This is a genomic window from Bacillus cereus group sp. BfR-BA-01356 (genome assembly GCF_022663635.1).
In the GTDB taxonomy this organism is placed as follows: domain Bacteria; phylum Bacillota; class Bacilli; order Bacillales; family Bacillaceae_G; genus Bacillus_A; species Bacillus_A cereus.
On sequence record NZ_JAKUFX010000115.1, the window covers coordinates 1 to 18,381 of the forward strand.

Consider the following 18,381-nt stretch of genomic DNA (forward strand, 5'->3'; position numbering starts at 1 on the left):
CAGCGTTCATCCTGAGCCAGGATCAAACTCTCCAATAAAGTTAGTTTGTCTAGCATCTAAAATAAAAATTGACGTTTCACGTTGTTTGTTTCGTTCAGTTTTCAAAGAACTTGTCCGCCGCTTCAGAAGCGACTTCATCATATTAACATCTTAATTTTTCGATGTCAACTAAGTTTTAAAATTTCTTTTTTGTCGTTTTCTGCGTTTCCGCATCAGCGACGTTTATTAATATACCATCACACTTTTTAAATAACAAGTGTTTTTTTTATAAAAATATAAAAAAATTATCTACCCTACTTTCTTCTATAGAAATAACTATTATCCTTACTACTGAAAATAGTTATTCTAATTGTATGCTAATACACTCCGTTCAACCAAATTGTATTTCACAATGCCTTCCCAAATTTTTATTCTCTTCTATATTAAAGCTTATAATCATTATCCTTCTATAAAATAACTATACAAATTAGACTTAAGAAAAAATCCCGTCTACATTAAACAGCCACTCGCGCGCATTATCCCCTTCCTTCTCATTCAAAAATTTACCCCCTACAAATTAACAACATTCCAATCCTAATACAAACTTAAGGATATTGTTAGAATTTTTTTACATTTAATTAATGAAAAATATCCATTTTTTGTTATATAGTAAGAAAGGACGCACTCAACTATAAATAAACCAATGGAGGAATTATTTTATGGATAGGTTAACAAAGTTTTCATTAAAAAACCGAGCTGCCATTATCATCATGATTTTTCTCATTTCCATACTCGGTGTTTATTCCGGCTCTAAATTACCTATGGAATTTTTACCGAGTATCGACAATCCAGCAATTACCGTCACAACCTTATCTCAAGGACTCGACGCTGAAACGATGACAAAGGATGTAACTGATCCTCTCGAAAAACAATTTCGCAATTTAGAACACGTCGACACCATTACTTCTTCTACATACGAGGGATTATCACGTATCGACATTGCGTATACATCAAAAGCAAACATGAAAGATGCAGCACGCGAAGTCGAAAAAGCCGTCAATACAATTAAATTACCTAAAGATGTAACCAAGCCCGTAGTTAGTCAATTAAACACTTCTATGATTCCACTCGCCCAAATTACTATCCAGAAACAAAACGGTTTTTCAAAAGCAGATGAAAAACAAATTGAAAAAGAAATCGTACCACAACTCGAAAACATTGATGGTGTTGCCAACGTTATGTTTTTCGGAAAATCCACCTCTGAATTATCTATCGTACTTGATCCGAACCAATTAAAAAACAAAAACGTAACATCACAGCAGGTACTAACTGTTTTACAAGGAAAAGAAACTTCTACTCCAGCTGGGGCAATTACTGTTAATCAGGAAGAATACAACCTCCGCGTCATTGGGGACATAAAAAATGTAAATGACATTAAAAACATCACTGTGGCACCCCAAGTGAAATTGCAAGACATTGCTCAAATTGAAATCAAACAACACTACGATACAATCTCACATATAAACGGAGAAGAAGGCACAGGATTAATCATCATGAAAGAACCGAGTAAAAATGCAGTTGCCATTGGAAAAGAGATTGATAAAAAAGTTAAAGAGATAGATAAGGAATATAAAGATCAATTTTCCATTAAACTTTTGGCTTCAACCCATGAACAAGTTGAAAATGCTGTTACTAGCATGGGAAAAGAAGTAATACTTGGAGCAATCGCTGCAACTCTAATTATCTTAATCTTTTTACGTAACTTCCGAACAACACTCATCGCTGTTGTCAGTATTCCATTATCCATTTTATTAACACTCTTTTTACTACATCAATCTAACATTACGCTTAACATTTTAACCCTCGGTGGTTTAGCTGTTGCGGTTGGACGTCTCGTCGATGATAGTATCGTTGTCATCGAGAATATTTTCCGCCGTTTACAAAAAGATTCTTTCTCTAAAGATATCATTCTCGATGCAACGAAAGAAGTCGCAGTCGCAATTACTTCTTCTACTTTAACAACGGTCGCTGTTTTTTTACCTATCGGCCTCGTATCAGGAGCAATCGGAAAATTAATGTTACCTATGGTATTAGCAGTTGTATATTCTATATTATCATCCTTAATCGTTGCACTAACAGTTGTTCCACTTATGGCTTTTTTACTACTCAAAAAAACAAAGCATCGAAAGCCAAGTTCTTCATCACGATATGTCGCTACATTAAAGTGGGCTCTTTCTCATAAATTCATTATTCTACTTACTGCATTTTTATTATTTGTAGGATCAATTGCAGCTTATATATTACTACCGAAAGCAAACATAAAATCTGAAGACGACACAATGTTATCTATTAACATGACATTTCCAGCCGATTATAATGCTGAATCTCAAAAACAAAAAGCATTTGATTTTGAAAAGAAATTACTTTCTAATTCAGATATAACAGACGTTATTTTACGAATGGGATCTAGCGCAGAAGATGCACAATGGGGGCAAACAACTAAAAATAACCTCGCTAGTATATTCGTAGTCTTTAAAAAAGGTTCTGATATTGATCAATATATTAAAGAGTTAAAAAAGGAACATAAAACTTTTGAGCCTGCTGAACTTGATTATATAAAAACAAGTTATTCAAGCTCTGGCGGCGGCAATAACTTACAATTTAACGTAACAGCTACTAACGAAGCGGATTTAAAAGAGGCGGCTACTATCGTTGAAACAAAACTAAAAAGCATGGATGATCTTTCTAAAGTAAAAACAAATTTAGAAGATTCTAAGAAAGAATGGCAAATTCATATTGATCAAACAAAGGCTGAACAACTAGGTTTAACACCAGAAATAGCTGCGCAACAAGTAGCATTCCTTATGAAGAAATCACCTATTGGCGAAATTACAATTAATAATGAAAAAGCTACTATTATGATAGAACACAAAAAAGAAAACATTAATAAACAAGAAGATATTTTAAATACAAACATACTATCACCTATTAATGGACCAATACCTTTAAAAGACATCGCAACTATTTCAGAAAAACAAACACAAACAGAAATTTTCCATAAAGACGGAAAAGAAACAATCCAAATTACAGCCGAAGCTTCAAATGAAGATTTGAGTAAAGTAAACACAGCAGTAAATAAAGCGATGACTGACTTAGATTTACCTGGTGGTGCAAAAGTAAATATCGCAGGAGCTACTGAATCTATGCAAGAGAATTTTACAGATTTATTCAAAATTATGGGGATTGCAATCGGGATTGTATATTTAATTATGGTTATCACCTTCGGGCAAGCACGTGCTCCTTTTGCAATCCTATTCTCCTTACCATTAGCTGCTGTCGGTGGTATTTTAGGATTAATCATTTCACGAACACCTGTTGATGTAAATTCCTTGATCGGCGCATTAATGTTAATCGGGATTGTTGTTACAAACGCTATTGTATTAATAGAAAGAGTCCAACAAAATCGGGAACATGGAATGGAAACTAGAGAAGCCTTACTTGAAGCAGGTTCTACTAGACTACGCCCAATTATTATGACAGCTATTACAACAATCGTTGCTATGCTCCCACTCCTATTTGGCCAATCCCAAGCAGGAAGTATGGTATCAAAAAGTTTAGCCGTCGTTGTCATCGGCGGTTTGGCAGTCTCAACTGCTCTTACATTAGTAGTCGTTCCAGTTATGTATGAACTATTAGATAAAATCGGGAGAAAAAGACGCTCTCGTAGGAAAATAAGCACTTCTACAGAAACACCTGATATTTAAAAACAAAAGGCGTTATCTTCACAAATGAAGATAACGCCTTCTCTCTATTTAGTCATATAATCCATCATTTTTCCCACATATCGCTCTATAGGTTTACTAGAATCCACAATAAGGTATTCATTATTTGAAGGTCTTTTACTACCATTTAACCACTTTTTAAAACCTACTTCCGACTCCACCTTTTCAATTTGACTGATCATACGCTTACGTGTTTGCAGTCTCCTATTAATCTCTTCCATATCATTAAGATAACACTCAATATATTTATATTTCACACCATGTTTATTTGATAGTTCAATCCCTTTTTCAACCATTCCCTCATATAAACACGGACTATCCAATATAACACTATGCCCTTGTTCTAAATAAGAATCAATCAATACCCATTCGGCATCATACGCAAGCCCACCAACAATCGTTGATTCAATTCCTTTTACTTTTAATGATTTTAACAACGCGGATTTCAAAACATCATGATCTATAATTACAGCACCTGTTAATTTCGCTATATACTTAGAAACTGTCGATTTTCCTGACCCAGGAAAACCTGACATTTGCAGAAAAAACAAATTAAAACTCCTCTCTAAATTATATCTGTTCTTCTTTATAATTAATCAAAAATTCAACAATCATTACATCCATTCCTTCTATATTAAAATACAAAAGAACCCCCTACTTATAAATAGAGAGTTCTTCTTTATAATTTATGCCGCTTTTACCTTTTTCGTTGTTTTACTTTTTCTTTTCGTTCCTGTAAAGCGCTTGTGTAATATAGATGCTATCAAGCGTGAAATAACATTGAATAGTAATACCATAATAATTAATACAGCTGCAGATTTTGTCGCAATCAACTTCGCATCTGGAATAACTCCTTCAGAATTTAATTTCCAAATGTGAACCGCTAATGTTTCAGCTGGTCTAAACGGATTTAAAGGATGCGCAGGACTTGAGAAATCCGCTGCTGAATTTAAAATCGGGGATGTTAAACCCGCTGTGTAAATTAATGCTGCCGCTTCCCCAAATATACGACCCGCCGCTAAAATAATCCCTGTAATAATTTGTGGTAATGACGATGGGATAATAATACGAGCGATTGTTTGCCACTTCGTTGCACCTAATCCAAGACTTGCCTCTTTTACATTCTGAGGAACTTCTGAAATCGCATTTTCACAAACACGCGTTAAACCTGGTAAATTTAAAATAGTTAAAGCAAGAGCACCACCCATTACTGTGTATCCCCAACCTGTCATTGTAACGAACACTAACAAACCAAATAAACCAACAACAATAGAAGGTAAAGACGCCATCGTCTCTATACATAGACGAACAAAATTTAAAAAACGTCCTTGTTTTGCGTACTCTGCTAAATATATTCCAGCACCTAATCCAAGAGGAATAGATATAATAAGCGTTATAACAAGCATGTAGAATGAATTGAATAACTGCGGACCAATCCCACCACCAGCTCTTGTATTGCTTGGTTCTCCAAACAAGAAATTAGGATCCCAAAATCCCCATCCCTTTTGTAAAATCTCAAATACTAAGAACACTAGCAAAGCTACAACTAAAGCCGCAACCGCATAAAAGATACCTGTCCAAACTTTATTTACCGTTCTTGCATTCATTATTATCGCTCACCTCTTTGCCCAATCGCTCGAATTACTAAAATAAACAGGAATGAAATAACAAGTAAAATCATCGCTAAAGTCCATAGCGCATTGTTCCAAGCAGTTCCGTTCAATGTATTCGTCATGTCCATTGTTAAAATACCAGTTAACGTCGCTGTCGGACTATATATTCCTTCTGGTAATTTAATCGTATTCCCGATTACCATTTGAACCGCTAACGCTTCACCGAAAGCACGCGCTAAGCCTAAAACAACACCTGTTAAAATCCCTTTTTTCGCAGCAGGAACAATCACTCGGCTAATCGCTTGCCATTTCGTTGATCCTAGACCATAAGAAGCTTCTAAATAATCAAATGGAACAGAACGTATTGCATCAGAAGCGATACTAGCAATAGTAGGTAAAATCATAATACTTAATACAACAATACCTGCAATTAAACTAAAGCCTACTCCCCCAAACGAATCACGTAATAGCGGTACTAAAATCGTAACCCCTAATAATCCGTATACAACCGAAGGAATACCAACTAACAATTCTAGAACAGGCTTCAATACTTTATTTCCAAACTTTGGCGAAATTAAATTCATGAATATAGCAAGAGCTATAGCAATTGGTGCACTAATAATAACCGCACCTAACGAAACCACCGTTGAACCTACAATGAAAATTAAAGCCCCGAAGGATCCTTGATCAGCATTTGGATTCCATTTTGTCGATGTTAACATCTCAGTAAATGAGATACCACTTTGTGTAAAAGATTGAATACCTTTCCCACAAATAAACGCAATAATAGCTAATGTAATTAAAACTATAAAAATACCACAAAACGTAACAAGTGATCTTCCTATATATTCACTTTTCACGTAATTAATTTGTTTTTTCCCCTTCATCACAGGACAGACCCCACTTCACAGATTGAAATGAACAGGACTGGCCTTGCAGCCAGCCCCATAAAATTTTATTACTTATTTAATTTAGACATTGGAATGTAGCCCATATCTTCTACTTGCTTTTCAAAATCTTTACCTTTTACATAATCGATGTAAGCTTTCGTCGCTTCCTTCGCTTCACCTTTTGTTACCATATATTCGTAAGACCAGAATGGATATTTACCAGACGCGATGTTTTCAACTTTCGGTTCAGCACCATCAATTTTCACTGTTTGTAGTGCGCCTTTTTTCTCGCCCACCATGTAAGACATTGCTAAATAGCTCACCGAACCAGGAGTAGAGTTAATCGCTTGCTCTACTGCACCGTTAGAATCTTGTGTTGTACCAGTTCCATCATTAATTTTCGCGTCTTTCATAATCGTTTTTTCAAATGTAGCACGTGTACCAGATGAAGCTGGACGATTAATCACATTGATTTTTTCATCTTTTCCGCCAACTTCTTTCCAATTTGTTACTTTTCCAGTGAAGATATCTTGTACTTGTTGCATTGTTAAGTTATCAACTTTTACATCTTTATTTACGACAAGAGCGAATGCAATACCCGCTACCTTGTTATCTACTAATTCTTTCGCCTTTTCAGCATCTTTTATTTTATCTCCGGATGGAACATCTGAATTACCAATTTGTACTGCACCAGATGCTACTTGGTTAATCCCAGTTCCACTACCGCCACCTTGAACTTGAATAGAAACTTTTGAATTTTTCTCCATGAATTTCTTTCCAGCTTCCTCCGCAAGAGGTAGAAGAGCTGTAGAACCAGCCGCTGCAATCGTACCTGATAATTCTTGTTTTGTATTATCGCTTCCTTTAGCAGTGTCTTTACTAGTTGTATCTTCTGCTTTCCCACAACCAACTAATGCTCCTGCTACCACTAAAGCTGCTAAAGAAAATTTAATACCTTTTTTCATAACCATGTCTTGTACCCCCATTTGGATTATCACTTTTCGAATTCATTTTCTTTCGAACACAAATTCATTGTAGGACAACAATATTATGTGAGTGTTAAGCAATTTTTAATTTTAAGTAAATGACGATAATAATCTTTAAAAGCTAGAAATCCCAACATTTATAATTAAATAACCCAACAAAAACCACACTAACTACGCTGCAATGTAAATATATTCTTAACAATGTAAATTCAATGTAAATGTTTTTCTCTCTTTTTCCCTTTTCGTTAAAGTTACATTTACAATTCCGCTGTATTTTGTAATTTTTACACACCTAATTTATGCACATTAAAAATAATTTCAGTAATATTTTTTAGTACAACTAAATAAATTGGAACAATTCTAAAAATAAATGAATATTTTTAAAGTACTAATTGACAACATAATCCAATGTAGTCTACTATATTACTAACAAAAAGTTTACCTTAGGAAACTTTTTAAACTCAAACTAAAAATATAGAGATGAGGTAACTTTTATGGTATCGGCTAATATAAAACCACTTTCCGAATTTAAAATAGGAGAGTTTGTACAAATTGAGAAGATACAATTAGAAGGAACTATGAAACGACGCTTATTAGATTTGGGATTTATCCCGGGGGCGACGATTAAAGTATTGCAACGCAGTCCACTTGGAGATCCGGTCGCTTATCAAGTGAGCAACACAACTATTGCACTGCGCAAAGAAGAAAGCTCCCTTATTTTCGGGGTATTAATAGGAGATGATTTCAGATGAGCAAACATCGTATCGCTTTAGCTGGTAACCCGAATACAGGGAAAAGTACATTATTTAATACTTTAACAGGCTTAAAACAACATACTGGAAACTGGACGGGAAAAACTGTTTTAAAAGCTGAAGGAGAATATGAACATAACGGAAGTAATTATACATTAATAGATTTACCGGGAACTTACTCACTATACTCAAATTCCGCAGACGAAGAAGTAGCGAGGGATTATATTATATTTGAAAAACCAGAAGTAACTGTAGTTGTTATAGACGCAACTGCTATGGAAAGAAATTTAAATTTAGCACTCCAGGTGATGGAGATGACAAATAATGTAGTCATTTGCATTAACTTAATTGATGAAGCCCAGAAAAAAGGCATCCTTATTGATGAAAAGAAATTAGCAAAATCACTTGGTGTGCCTGTCGTTAAAATTTCAGCACGTAACCGAGTAGGTATTGGTCATTTGCTAAATGTTATTGCAAAAGTAGCAAATAAAAAACTAATTCCAGCACCAATTAAAATTACTTACAGCGAAAAAATCGAAAATATGATTCAGGAATTAGAACCACAAATTTATAAAGTGTTCGGTGATACGTATCCAGCACGTTGGATTGCGTTACGTATATTAGATGGAGATAAAAATTTCTTAACTACACTTCAAAAACACCATAATGAACCACTTGTAAGGGAGGTCGTAATTAATGGAATCTCACTCAGCCAGTAAAGCTCTTCCATTAGACTATATTATTCAACATGCACAAACACTTTCAAAAGAAGATATACGAGATGATATAGTCGGAGATATTTACCGAACATCTGCAAGCATATGTAAAGAATCCGTCCAATATACAAATACTGATAAATTATATCGTTCCGAAAAACTAGATAAAATTTTCACATCTCCAATCTGGGGATTCCCAATTATGCTCGGTATTTTATCTATTATTTTTTATCTTACAATTGCAGGCGCTAACGTACCATCTGATATGATTGCCGAATTCTTCGGATGGGCCGAAGGATATTTAACATCTTGGTTCCAAGCTGCGCATGCACCTGAATGGTTACATGGCATTTTAATACTTGGTTTGTTCCGTGGTATCGGTGCTGTTATTAGCGTTATGTTACCACCTATGGCAATCTTTTTCCCTATGTTCGCGCTATTAGAAAACTACGGATACTTACCACGTGTCGCGTTTAATATGGACCGCTTATTCAAACGATCCGGCGCACACGGGAAACAATCTTTAACAATGGCAATGGGATTTGGTTGTAATGCAGCAGCCATTATGTCAACACGTATCATTGAATCACCACGTGAACGTATGCTAGCAATTTTAACGAACAACTTCGTTCCTTGTAACGGTCGCTGGCCTATGTTAATTTTAATGGCTTCACTATTTATGGCTGCTGGTTATACAGGCAGTATGCAAACATTGGTTACTGCTGGCGTTGTAGTCGGAATGGTTGTAATTGGTGTTATTATGACATTAACTGTTTCTTGGGTACTATCAAAAACAGCCTTAAAAGGGGTTCCAACTCACTACACACTTGAGTTACCTCCGTACCGCAAGCCAAAAGTTTGGAATACAATTGTTCGCGCAACACTCGATAAATCAATCTATGTTTTAAAACGAGCTATAGTTGTTGCTGCCCCTGCGGCTGCATTAACTTGGTTACTTGCTAACATTTTTATTGGTGACACAAGCTTACTTATGTATTTTGTAAACTTCCTAGATCCATTTGCTAAAATGTTAGGACTTGACGGCTTTATTCTAGCTGCATTCATTCTTGGACTACCCGCTAATGAAATTGTAATCCCAATTTTATTAATGTCTTACTTATCAACTGGGGCCTTAACTGAAATAGATGATTTTAATCAAATTAAAAATCTATTCCTAGAAAATGGTTGGACTTGGTTAACAGCGTTAAACACAATGTTGTTCTCACTTCTTCATTTCCCGTGCGGAACAACACTAGTTAACATATACAAAGAAACAAAAAGTGCAAAATGGACATTCTTATCGTTTGCAATCCCTACCGTTATCGCCATTGTTGTTACATTCCTCTCTACACAATTGGTACATTGGTTAGGGCTTGTATAAAGCAAAGCATACATAGAAGGTATCCCCCTTCACATATGCTTTGCACGAAAGAAACCTGAAATTATTCAGGTTTCTTTTTTTGCACATCAGTATTCCACGGCTGTGCTCCATACGTTGTGAGTTTTTTATGAATAAAATATATAGTTCCTGGAAGAACTGCCATTAATATCGTGCAACTAATTCCTAATCCAGTAAACAACTTTCATCACCTTATTTCACTCTTTTCGGTAAAGCTGAACCTGAATGTTCAATTGTTGGATGAACATGAACAGTAATTTCAGCATTACTAAAGTAATTTTCGCCTTGATCCCAATTCTTACTTATTTTTGTCCATTCTTTATAATTATGTCGCTTATACACTTCCCCTAACTCTAATACATCTACCTTATATTTTTTTTGAACAAGCTTAATCGATTTTTGAATACGCTCCTCCATTTCTTCCGATATATCCTTCTCTAAACTCTTTTCATTCAAAACCTTTTTATGATCACTAAAGTGCAACTCAGCTATTGTACCTTCCAGAAATAAATGAATATTAAATTTCGGTTTTGTAGCATTCGTTGTGGATACTTTAATTTTTCGACGTAACTTATGAATTTCATATGTAATAAGTTGATTCTTTTTACGGATGGTAAAAAAACCTCCAATTTTTTTACCTATTATATAATTCATCCCTACTGTTTCTTCCCCACTCAAATTGCCTACACACTTATTATCCTTTCCACGAAACAATGCTGCACCGTTCATTTGTACTCCTTGTTTTGTTAGTTCCAGAATAGGTAATACAAAACTTCGGTTAGAGATCATCTTTTCCTGCACCTCACCAATTCTTGCAGCCTCAATCATTTGGGCATTTTTCGGAGGGTGTTCAGCTAACATATCAATATACTGCGCCGGTAAATTTTCAGGCTTGGCACTTTGTTTTAAAATAGCTTCGGCATTTTTATTAGAAACGAACAAACGAATATTTCTTCTCATCTCATGATCGCGAATATATACATCTAACGTATTTTGTAAAATGTATGGATGTGAAAGTAATTCTTCAGAGAAAATAATCACCTGTATATGAGGGAAAAATAATGTACGACTAATTTTTTTGGCGATTATTCTTATTTGTTCAAATACACTATCTGCTTTTGCACTAACATTAATATAATTTTCGCTATCCCCACCCCCTTGTCCACCCTGTTGAGACAATTTACTGGGGAGTACCATCTGATAGGTCCCTTTCATAATTGGATTCGCTTTCTTCTCCTTCACAATATCGTAAGCCGCTCCTACTACAAATCCTCTTTCTTCTATCTCTTCTAACTCAGAACACCCACTCATAAATCCAGTTAAAGCCATAACCATTATAATTTTAAGAAGGTGTTTCATTTCCACCATTCCTTCTTTTTATTTTATATACAATCAAAACGAGCAAAGGAGCTAACAAAACAAACCCCATATCTATCCAAGCTAAATAAGTCCCATAACTTGATAAAGTATTCAAACTACTAGGTATCATATTCACCATAAAAATAATAGGGGCACTTACGAAAATAAAAATTTGTTTCTTCACTTTCGGAAACATAGCACAAAACAATAAAGATGCGACGTCATAATACATTGCTGTAGTGTTATAAATAGTAATAATCCAAGTCGTAAAAAAAATCGCATCAAACCTTTCTAAAAATCCTCCACCAATTTCAATTTCTTTCCCTAATTCAATTGTTGGATATGTCAATCCACGTGTTGTCATATAAGTAAAAACACTAATACAAGTTACATAAATTAAAATGTATGACAGCACGTTTACCATCACCGCTTTCGCGACTGCCATTGGCGCTTTTTTCGCTGTCTTATCATTCAGCAAAACCGCATAAAATAACGCTACTTCAAATCCAATAAACGTAAAAATAGAATTTTTAACTCCAACAGCATATTGACTTACTTTCGTTTGAAAAGCTGGTAGTAAATTATTTATTTCCATTAAATTTATATTCAATAAAGAAAGAAGTACTATCGCAATTAAAACAATAGGTAAGAATAAAACATTTAACCTTAATAAGGCTGCTCTTGATCCTGCTATTCCATAAATAACAACTAATAAGAAGAAGAAAGACAGTAGTTGTATTGGTGTATCACTAAATAAATACGTTTGAGAAATAACTGAAATCATTCGCGATTCATATGCTGTCAAAGCAGCAAACGTTAATACTAAAATACTACTAATTGTGTATGCAACAGGCTTCGTCAAATGCGCACTCGTATATTGAACAAAATTTTGTTTTGGAAATAAGATAGCCACTCTCGTCACAAACCAGCCTAAAACTGCGCAGATCAATCCACCCAAAAGCAAGATAATCCAACCGTCCGAAAATAAAGTTTGGTTAGCGATATCTCTTGGCATAGACAATGCCCCTATACCAATAATGGTCGATGATACCGCAAACCCAATTTCACGAGATCCAATCTCTTCATCGCCATACTCAAATGGTTTCACTTATTTTCGCTCCTTTGGACGTATTGTAGAATCTTTTGTTTGTAAGTACTCTGGTCTATCTTTCAACATCGATTTTGGCATGCGAATAAATTCTTCTTTCCAATCTTTATAAAATGCAGGAGCAATTGGAGTTGTATACGGTATACCAACACTTGTTAAATTTGTAATATGAATAGCAAGTGCGATCAGAGCTAGAATGATCCCATACAACCCAAAAGCCGTTGCAGCTAATACAAAGACGAAAAGTAAAATTCGGAACGTAATCGTAATACTATATACAGGAAGCGAAAACGTAGCAATCGCAGTAACTGCAATAATAATAACTAAAAACGGATTTACAATCCCTGCATTTACCGCAGCTTCTCCAATTACAAGACCTCCTACAATCCCTATCGTTTGTCCCATCGGTTTCGGCAATCGGATTCCAGCTTCTCGTATTAATTCCATAGTCAAGGCCATCATTAACGTTTCAATATATGCTGGAAATGGAACACCTTCCCTCGCACCTGCAATTGAATAAGCCAGTTTAGAAGGAATAAGTCCTTGATGATAAGATACAAGTGCTACATACATAGCTGGTAACAAAACCGCAATTATACCTGAACCCATACGTAAAAATCTTAATAACGTTCCAATCACCCAGCGCTCGTAATGATCTTCTACAGATTGAAAAATATCAACAAACACAAGTGGTGCAATAAGAGCAAACGGGGATCCGTCTACTAAAATGGCCGCCTTCCCTTTCGCTAATGAGGCTATAATATTATCAGGCCTCTCTGTATTCAAAAACTGTGGAAATGGGGATAAATTATTATCCTGAATTAATTGTTCAATCGTACCTGTTTCCAAAACGACATCTGTCACTATTGATTGAAGACGGCGATCTAACTCTTTTACAATGTGAGGATTAATAATATCCTCTATATATACTAGGGTTACTTCTTTCTGCGATCGCTTCCCCATAATATAAGATTGGAACCTCAACTTTGGATCGCGTAAACTGCGTCGGATTAACATTTTATTCACATTAATATCTTCATTTAATCCAACTCTCGGTCCGCGTATTAAATCTTCTGTCACTGGTGGTTCTAAACTTCGCTTCTCCCAGGCCCTACTATTAATAACGATAGCGGTTTGAATATTATCAATTAATATAACTGTATCTCCCGCTAATATCGCATTCATAATATCTGGAAACTTCGTCTTTACACCCACTTCTGCGATAGAAATAAAACGATCCAATAACGTTTGAACAACAGCTTCCTCATTTATAATTTCTTCGTATTGCAGTGTGCGAATGACATATTTATAAACATTATCCTTATCTGTCAATCCACATAAAAACACAACCGCACAACGTGTAAAACTCCCAGCAAGAGCAACTTCTCTAATTGTTAAATCATTAGGTGAACCTAACTCATCCCTAATTTCTTTCATAACTTCAAATAAGTTACCTTCAAGCTCTAACAATTTCCCCACCTAGCTTCCTTTTCAACAAGTTTTTAGTTAGATTCCGCTAATAGAAGGAAATATATACAAAAAAAGAGCTATCTCTTTTCAAAGATAGCTCTAATAAAGTAAAACTTTAATCAACCCTCACCAATCGGGCTTTTACGGACAGTTTAATCCCCACCTAACTTCTTTGCTTCCGCTGAATTTTGAGGTGGGGGTCTTACTGCCCGTTAATGCAGGATAAACGAATTACTTTTCTACTATTATAGTGTTTTTCTTTATAAATACACCTTTTGTAAATCCACTAACTACAAACATCACAATTATATTAATTAACAATGCGACTATACCTACATTCAAATCTTTTATATACTGCGGGAAACTCGGAAACATCGTGGCTATAGTTGAACCAGATAAGGTAATATATGCGACCACTAATAGCCCAACTCCCATTCCTGCAATCGCCCCTTGCTTCGTAATAATTTGACGTGGAAACAAGCTACATACAAGTGCAGGGAAAAGTTGCGTAACGATACTGTATCCCATTAATAGAAGTGCTCCTATTGTTTCTCCTCCCTTAAATGTAAATAAAACTGCCACGAGCGTTACTACAGGCACAAATAATTTTGCCATCTTAGCAACTTGTCTATCTGAAGCAGACGGGACTATCGTTCGGTAAATATTTTTTGCTAACAGTGTAGAAGCCGCCATAACAAGCATAGACCCTGGAACCAATGCCGTTAATACTCCCGCACTACCAATAATTCCAATAAACCAAGGATCAAAAGTTTGTAAAGCAAGACGGAATAACGAAAGATCTACATCCGCTCCCTTTAACCCAGGAACTTGCAATATAGCAGCAAATCCTGCAAAAAATACGAAAAGTAAAACTAAAGAATACAATGGCATAATTGCTGCATTTTTACGAAATACTTTTTCATTTTTTGCAGAAAAAGCAGAAGCAAATGTATGAGGCCACATATAAAAACCGAGGGCCGTTAATATAATAGTAGAAACAAACCAAGAAATACTCATTCCTTCTTCAGGTAAAGATAAAAATCCCGGTTTCGCTGCCTCTACAGCCTCAAACATCGGCTGAAATCCTCCATAATAATGATACGGCAAATATATACCTAAAAACATAACGATAAACAGTATCATAATATCCTTCAAAGCAGCCGTCCAAGCCGAACCATGTATACCTGAAACCATTACATATATAGTTATAACAATAGCACCGATCCATACTGCAACAACAGGTGACACCCTTCCGTAAGAAGCTTCTGAAACGATAATTCCCAGTCCTTTTAACTGTAAAACAAGATATGGGATGATGGAAACAACACCAACAATCGAAACAATAAGTCCAAGCGCTTTACTTCTATATTTCTTCGCAAAAAAATCCGACTGTGAAACAAGGTTATGCTCTTTCGCATACTTCCAAATGGGTGGCAATAAAAAATACGATAAAAGATAAGCTAAAGCACCATATCCCAAAATATAAAAGGTAGGTGCTCCTTTACTATACGCCCAGCCGCTTCCCCCTAAAAATGTAAACGTCGTATAAATTTCACCTGCCATAAGGAGAAAAACAAAAATAGTGCCAAATCCTCTTCCTCCAACTGACCATTGTTCTAAATTCATATCTTTTCCATGTTGTGCCCGAATCCCTAAAAATAGTGCGAGAAACAAAAATAAAATAATGATAAGTAATGCAGTCATTTTACATCCTCCTTATTAGCAGGATCAAACACGTACACAAGCCACATACAAAAAGATGTAATAAACACTGATAATAATACCCAAAATAATAAAAATGGCATCCCTAATACGTAAGGAGTAACTGAATTCGCAAATATTGGCCCAACTACTAAACAAAGAACTGGGATAAGCGCTAGAATGTGTATTTTCTTCATCTCATTCTCCTTTACTTATAAAGTTCATAATGGCTGATACAAAGACTTCCACTCCAATCGGTAATGCATCTTCGTCAATCGTAAAACGAGGGTGATGGTGAGGATATATAATACCTTTCTCTTTATTTCCCGCTCCGATAAAAAAGAATGTCCCCGGTGCCTTTTGTAAAAACGCTGAAAAATCTTCTCCAGCCATCGTCGGCTGTAAACGAACAACCCTATCCCTTCCATAAAGTTGTAATGCCGTTTGTTCAATAAGCTCTGTAGCTTCATAATCATTTACAACTGGTCGATATCCATATTCATATGAAAATGTATATTTCGCTCCGTAAGATTCCGTAATATGCTTCACAATCCGCTCAATCTTCTTCTCTGTTTCACCTCGTAATTCATGTCTTAAACTTCTTACTGTCCCTTCAATCTCGGCTTGCTCTGGTATTACATTATGAGTTGTCCCAGCATGAAATTGCGTAACAGATATTACGAGAGAATCTAATGGATTCGTGAGGCGAGATACAATTTGCTGAAGTTGCGAAACGACTTGTGTTCCGATTGCAATACTATCCATCGTTTCATGAGGGATTCCAGCATGTCCACCTTTTCCCTCTATCTTAATTTTAAAAACATCCGGTGCAGCCATTGCAGGACCATAAATAACACCTATTTTCCCAACCTCTAACGACGCCCAAAGGTGAGCACCAATAATATAATCCACACCTTCCATTACACCTGCAGCAACCATCTCCTCTGCACCACCAGGAAAATTCTCTTCAGCATGTTGGAATAGAAAACGAATCTCCCCTTGAATCTTCTCTCTTTCTTCTACCAACTTATGTACAACCCCAAGTAATATCGCTATATGTCCATCATGACCACATGCATGCATTACACCTTTATATGTAGAAATAAAATCAAACTCATTTTCTTCATGAATAGGAAGAGCATCCATATCGGCTCGAATCGCAACTGTTTTGCCCGGATGTTTACCTACTAACTTTGCCATCACACTATATTTAGTCGGCCGTGACACTTCTAAATATGGGAATTTCCGAAGTATATCGAACACAAACTGCGATGTTTTCTCTTCTTGAAAAGATAACTCTGGATACTTATGAAAATGCCTTCTCCACTCAACTAACTGATTTTTTGACAAAACAAGTTCCTTTGCAACATCCATTTCTCTTCTCCCCTTCTTCACCAAGTTAAATGTTATTATAACGTGAATTGTTAATTTTTAAAAGAATCTTCTGAATTTTCAGTGTTAATAAACCAAAAAGAAAAAGCCATCCCAAAGATGACTTTTTCATTATTATAAAATAGTAATTGCTTGTTTTCCCATTTGCTCCCAAGCTTTCTCAAATTCTGCTCGCGGAACAGCCAAACGTGGATTATTTTTAAGAGGATCATTTACATATACAAAGTTTTGATCATATCCAATTACTACTGCACTATGCTCATAATATGTAATTTTCACTTCGCCTGAACTCGTATTCCATGTTTCAAAACTACTTTCAGCTAGCGGCTTAAACGTCGTATTAATAATGACCCATACCGGAGAGCCAGAACTAATTACTTTATATATATCTTGCATGTCTCTACCTGTTAAATTAATTACTTTTTCAGGAACATATTTTTCTGCTAAATCAAAGATTGGTTTATTGTATACACCATACCCAGGCTCTGCCTTTGTATAAATATTTCCCACAAATCCCTCGTAAGGGTTTCCATGCAAACCATTTTGTTCAAATGGAACACGATGAATTTCGCTAGCAAGTTGCATCTTATCTACTTGTACACCTTTATATTGCAGCAACATAGCTAAACTTGTCACTTCACACCCTCTAGGTAATTCTGGTAATTGTTTAATAAACGGAACATCTTCAATCATAGCTGCTTCTTTCATTTCAGATAGAAACTCTAAGCGTAGAACTTGCGCCTTTTGCATGATTTTATCTTTTCCTATAAAAAATGCAGCAGCAAGTATAATCCCAAAAACAAAAAGATATTTTAACTTTTTCATTATAAACAAAACTCCATTAATTATTATTTTACAGATACACCTCTTATCATTGTACCCTTCTTCTTACTAGTTTGCTAGAAAGATCATGTGAATTATCGATCATAGAATTAATTATAAAAATTCTAATTATTTTTAATAAAAAGAAAAATAAATATACATTTACAGAATATTTTGCTAAAATCAAAATTGTTAACATAGTGAAGATATCACCATGTTAACAAACATTCTTAGAGTATTTAGTCATAGTTCGTTTTTTTACATACTCCATTCATTTCATAGCAAATAAACCGAGTGTGTGTTGCATCCCATGCCCATCAACTTAAAAATCTTCACTACCCCCAAGTGTAAAAAAACGTTATTCTTTCTAAAAAAGCTAGACTAGAAAGGATGACGTTTTCTTATGAATCTC

Annotated in this window: 16 protein-coding genes; 4 read left to right on the top strand and 12 right to left on the bottom strand. The window is 35.3% G+C overall.

Annotated elements, in window-relative coordinates:
• Positions 1 to 698 precede the first annotated feature (698 nt).
• Positions 699 to 3,743, top strand: coding sequence for an efflux RND transporter permease subunit (locus tag MR168_RS26125; RefSeq protein ID WP_086412293.1), 3,045 nt, complete (start codon positions 699 to 701; stop codon positions 3,741 to 3,743).
• 44 nt (positions 3,744 to 3,787) lie between these two features.
• On the opposite strand, the gene MR168_RS26130 is transcribed toward MR168_RS26125, so the two are convergent.
• From MR168_RS26130 to MR168_RS26145, 4 genes are all read right to left on the bottom strand, one after another.
• The gene (locus MR168_RS26130; RefSeq protein WP_086412294.1) at positions 3,788 to 4,312 is read right to left on the bottom strand and encodes a P-loop nucleotide/nucleoside kinase family protein; all 525 of its coding nucleotides are present in this window, start codon (positions 4,310 to 4,312) and stop codon (positions 3,788 to 3,790) included.
• 135 nt (positions 4,313 to 4,447) lie between these two features.
• On the bottom strand, positions 4,448 to 5,368 hold the full coding sequence (gene pstA, locus MR168_RS26135; RefSeq protein WP_000994141.1) for a phosphate ABC transporter permease PstA: 921 nt from the start codon (positions 5,366 to 5,368) through the stop codon (positions 4,448 to 4,450).
• 2 nt (positions 5,369 to 5,370) lie between these two features.
• Positions 5,371 to 6,261: a phosphate ABC transporter permease subunit PstC gene (gene pstC / locus MR168_RS26140; RefSeq protein ID WP_000676676.1), complete on the bottom strand. Its 891-nt coding sequence runs from the start codon at positions 6,259 to 6,261 to the stop codon at positions 5,371 to 5,373.
• A 71-nt stretch (positions 6,262 to 6,332) separates the two neighbouring features.
• Entirely contained in the window at positions 6,333 to 7,235 is a 903-nt protein-coding gene (locus MR168_RS26145; RefSeq protein WP_000245108.1) for a phosphate ABC transporter substrate-binding protein PstS family protein, read from the bottom strand.
• Between the two features lie 509 nt (positions 7,236 to 7,744).
• On the opposite strand from MR168_RS26145, the gene MR168_RS26150 reads away from it, so the two are divergent.
• Genes MR168_RS26150 through MR168_RS26160 form a run of 3 tightly spaced genes read left to right on the top strand, consistent with a single transcriptional unit; the run spans position 7,745 to position 10,099 of the window.
• Entirely contained in the window at positions 7,745 to 8,002 is a 258-nt protein-coding gene (locus MR168_RS26150) for a FeoA family protein (protein WP_000252982.1), read from the top strand.
• A complete protein-coding gene (locus MR168_RS26155) occupies positions 7,999 to 8,721 on the top strand; it encodes a FeoB small GTPase domain-containing protein (protein ID WP_000033871.1) in 723 nt (240 codons plus the stop codon). Before MR168_RS26150 ends, MR168_RS26155 begins: the two co-directional genes overlap by 4 nt.
• Positions 8,699 to 10,099 carry a nucleoside recognition domain-containing protein gene (locus MR168_RS26160; RefSeq protein ID WP_000443602.1) on the top strand — a complete coding sequence of 467 codons (1,401 nt, stop codon included), beginning with the start codon at positions 8,699 to 8,701 and terminating at the stop codon, positions 10,097 to 10,099. Before MR168_RS26155 ends, MR168_RS26160 begins: the two co-directional genes overlap by 23 nt.
• A gap of 61 nt (positions 10,100 to 10,160) precedes the next feature.
• On the opposite strand, the gene MR168_RS26165 is transcribed toward MR168_RS26160, so the two are convergent.
• From MR168_RS26165 to MR168_RS26200, 8 genes are all read right to left on the bottom strand, one after another.
• Positions 10,161 to 10,298 (bottom strand): hypothetical protein, encoded by a 138-nt coding sequence (locus tag MR168_RS26165; RefSeq protein WP_000493997.1) that lies wholly within the window; start codon positions 10,296 to 10,298, stop codon positions 10,161 to 10,163.
• Positions 10,299 to 10,309: 11 nt separating this feature from the next.
• Positions 10,310 to 11,476: a spore germination protein GerLC gene (gerLC, locus tag MR168_RS26170; RefSeq protein WP_000681632.1), complete on the bottom strand. Its 1,167-nt coding sequence runs from the start codon at positions 11,474 to 11,476 to the stop codon at positions 10,310 to 10,312.
• A complete protein-coding gene (gene gerLB / locus MR168_RS26175; RefSeq protein WP_000802009.1) occupies positions 11,460 to 12,584 on the bottom strand; it encodes a spore germination protein GerLB in 1,125 nt (374 codons plus the stop codon). Before gerLB ends, gerLC begins: the two co-directional genes overlap by 17 nt.
• Positions 12,585 to 14,063: a spore germination protein GerLA gene (gene gerLA, locus MR168_RS26180; RefSeq protein ID WP_002023287.1), complete on the bottom strand. Its 1,479-nt coding sequence runs from the start codon at positions 14,061 to 14,063 to the stop codon at positions 12,585 to 12,587.
• Between the two features lie 222 nt (positions 14,064 to 14,285).
• The gene (locus tag MR168_RS26185; protein WP_000125937.1) at positions 14,286 to 15,758 is read right to left on the bottom strand and encodes a sodium:solute symporter family protein; all 1,473 of its coding nucleotides are present in this window, start codon (positions 15,756 to 15,758) and stop codon (positions 14,286 to 14,288) included.
• Positions 15,755 to 15,952 (bottom strand): DUF3311 domain-containing protein, encoded by a 198-nt coding sequence (locus MR168_RS26190; protein WP_006919289.1) that lies wholly within the window; start codon positions 15,950 to 15,952, stop codon positions 15,755 to 15,757. Before MR168_RS26190 ends, MR168_RS26185 begins: the two co-directional genes overlap by 4 nt.
• A 1-nt stretch (position 15,953) precedes the next feature.
• Positions 15,954 to 17,129, bottom strand: a complete 1,176-nt coding sequence (locus MR168_RS26195; RefSeq protein WP_049107275.1) for an amidohydrolase — start codon at positions 17,127 to 17,129, stop codon at positions 15,954 to 15,956.
• Between the two features lie 132 nt (positions 17,130 to 17,261).
• The gene (locus MR168_RS26200) at positions 17,262 to 17,972 is read right to left on the bottom strand and encodes a C39 family peptidase (protein ID WP_086412295.1); all 711 of its coding nucleotides are present in this window, start codon (positions 17,970 to 17,972) and stop codon (positions 17,262 to 17,264) included.
• Positions 17,973 to 18,381 lie beyond the last annotated feature (409 nt).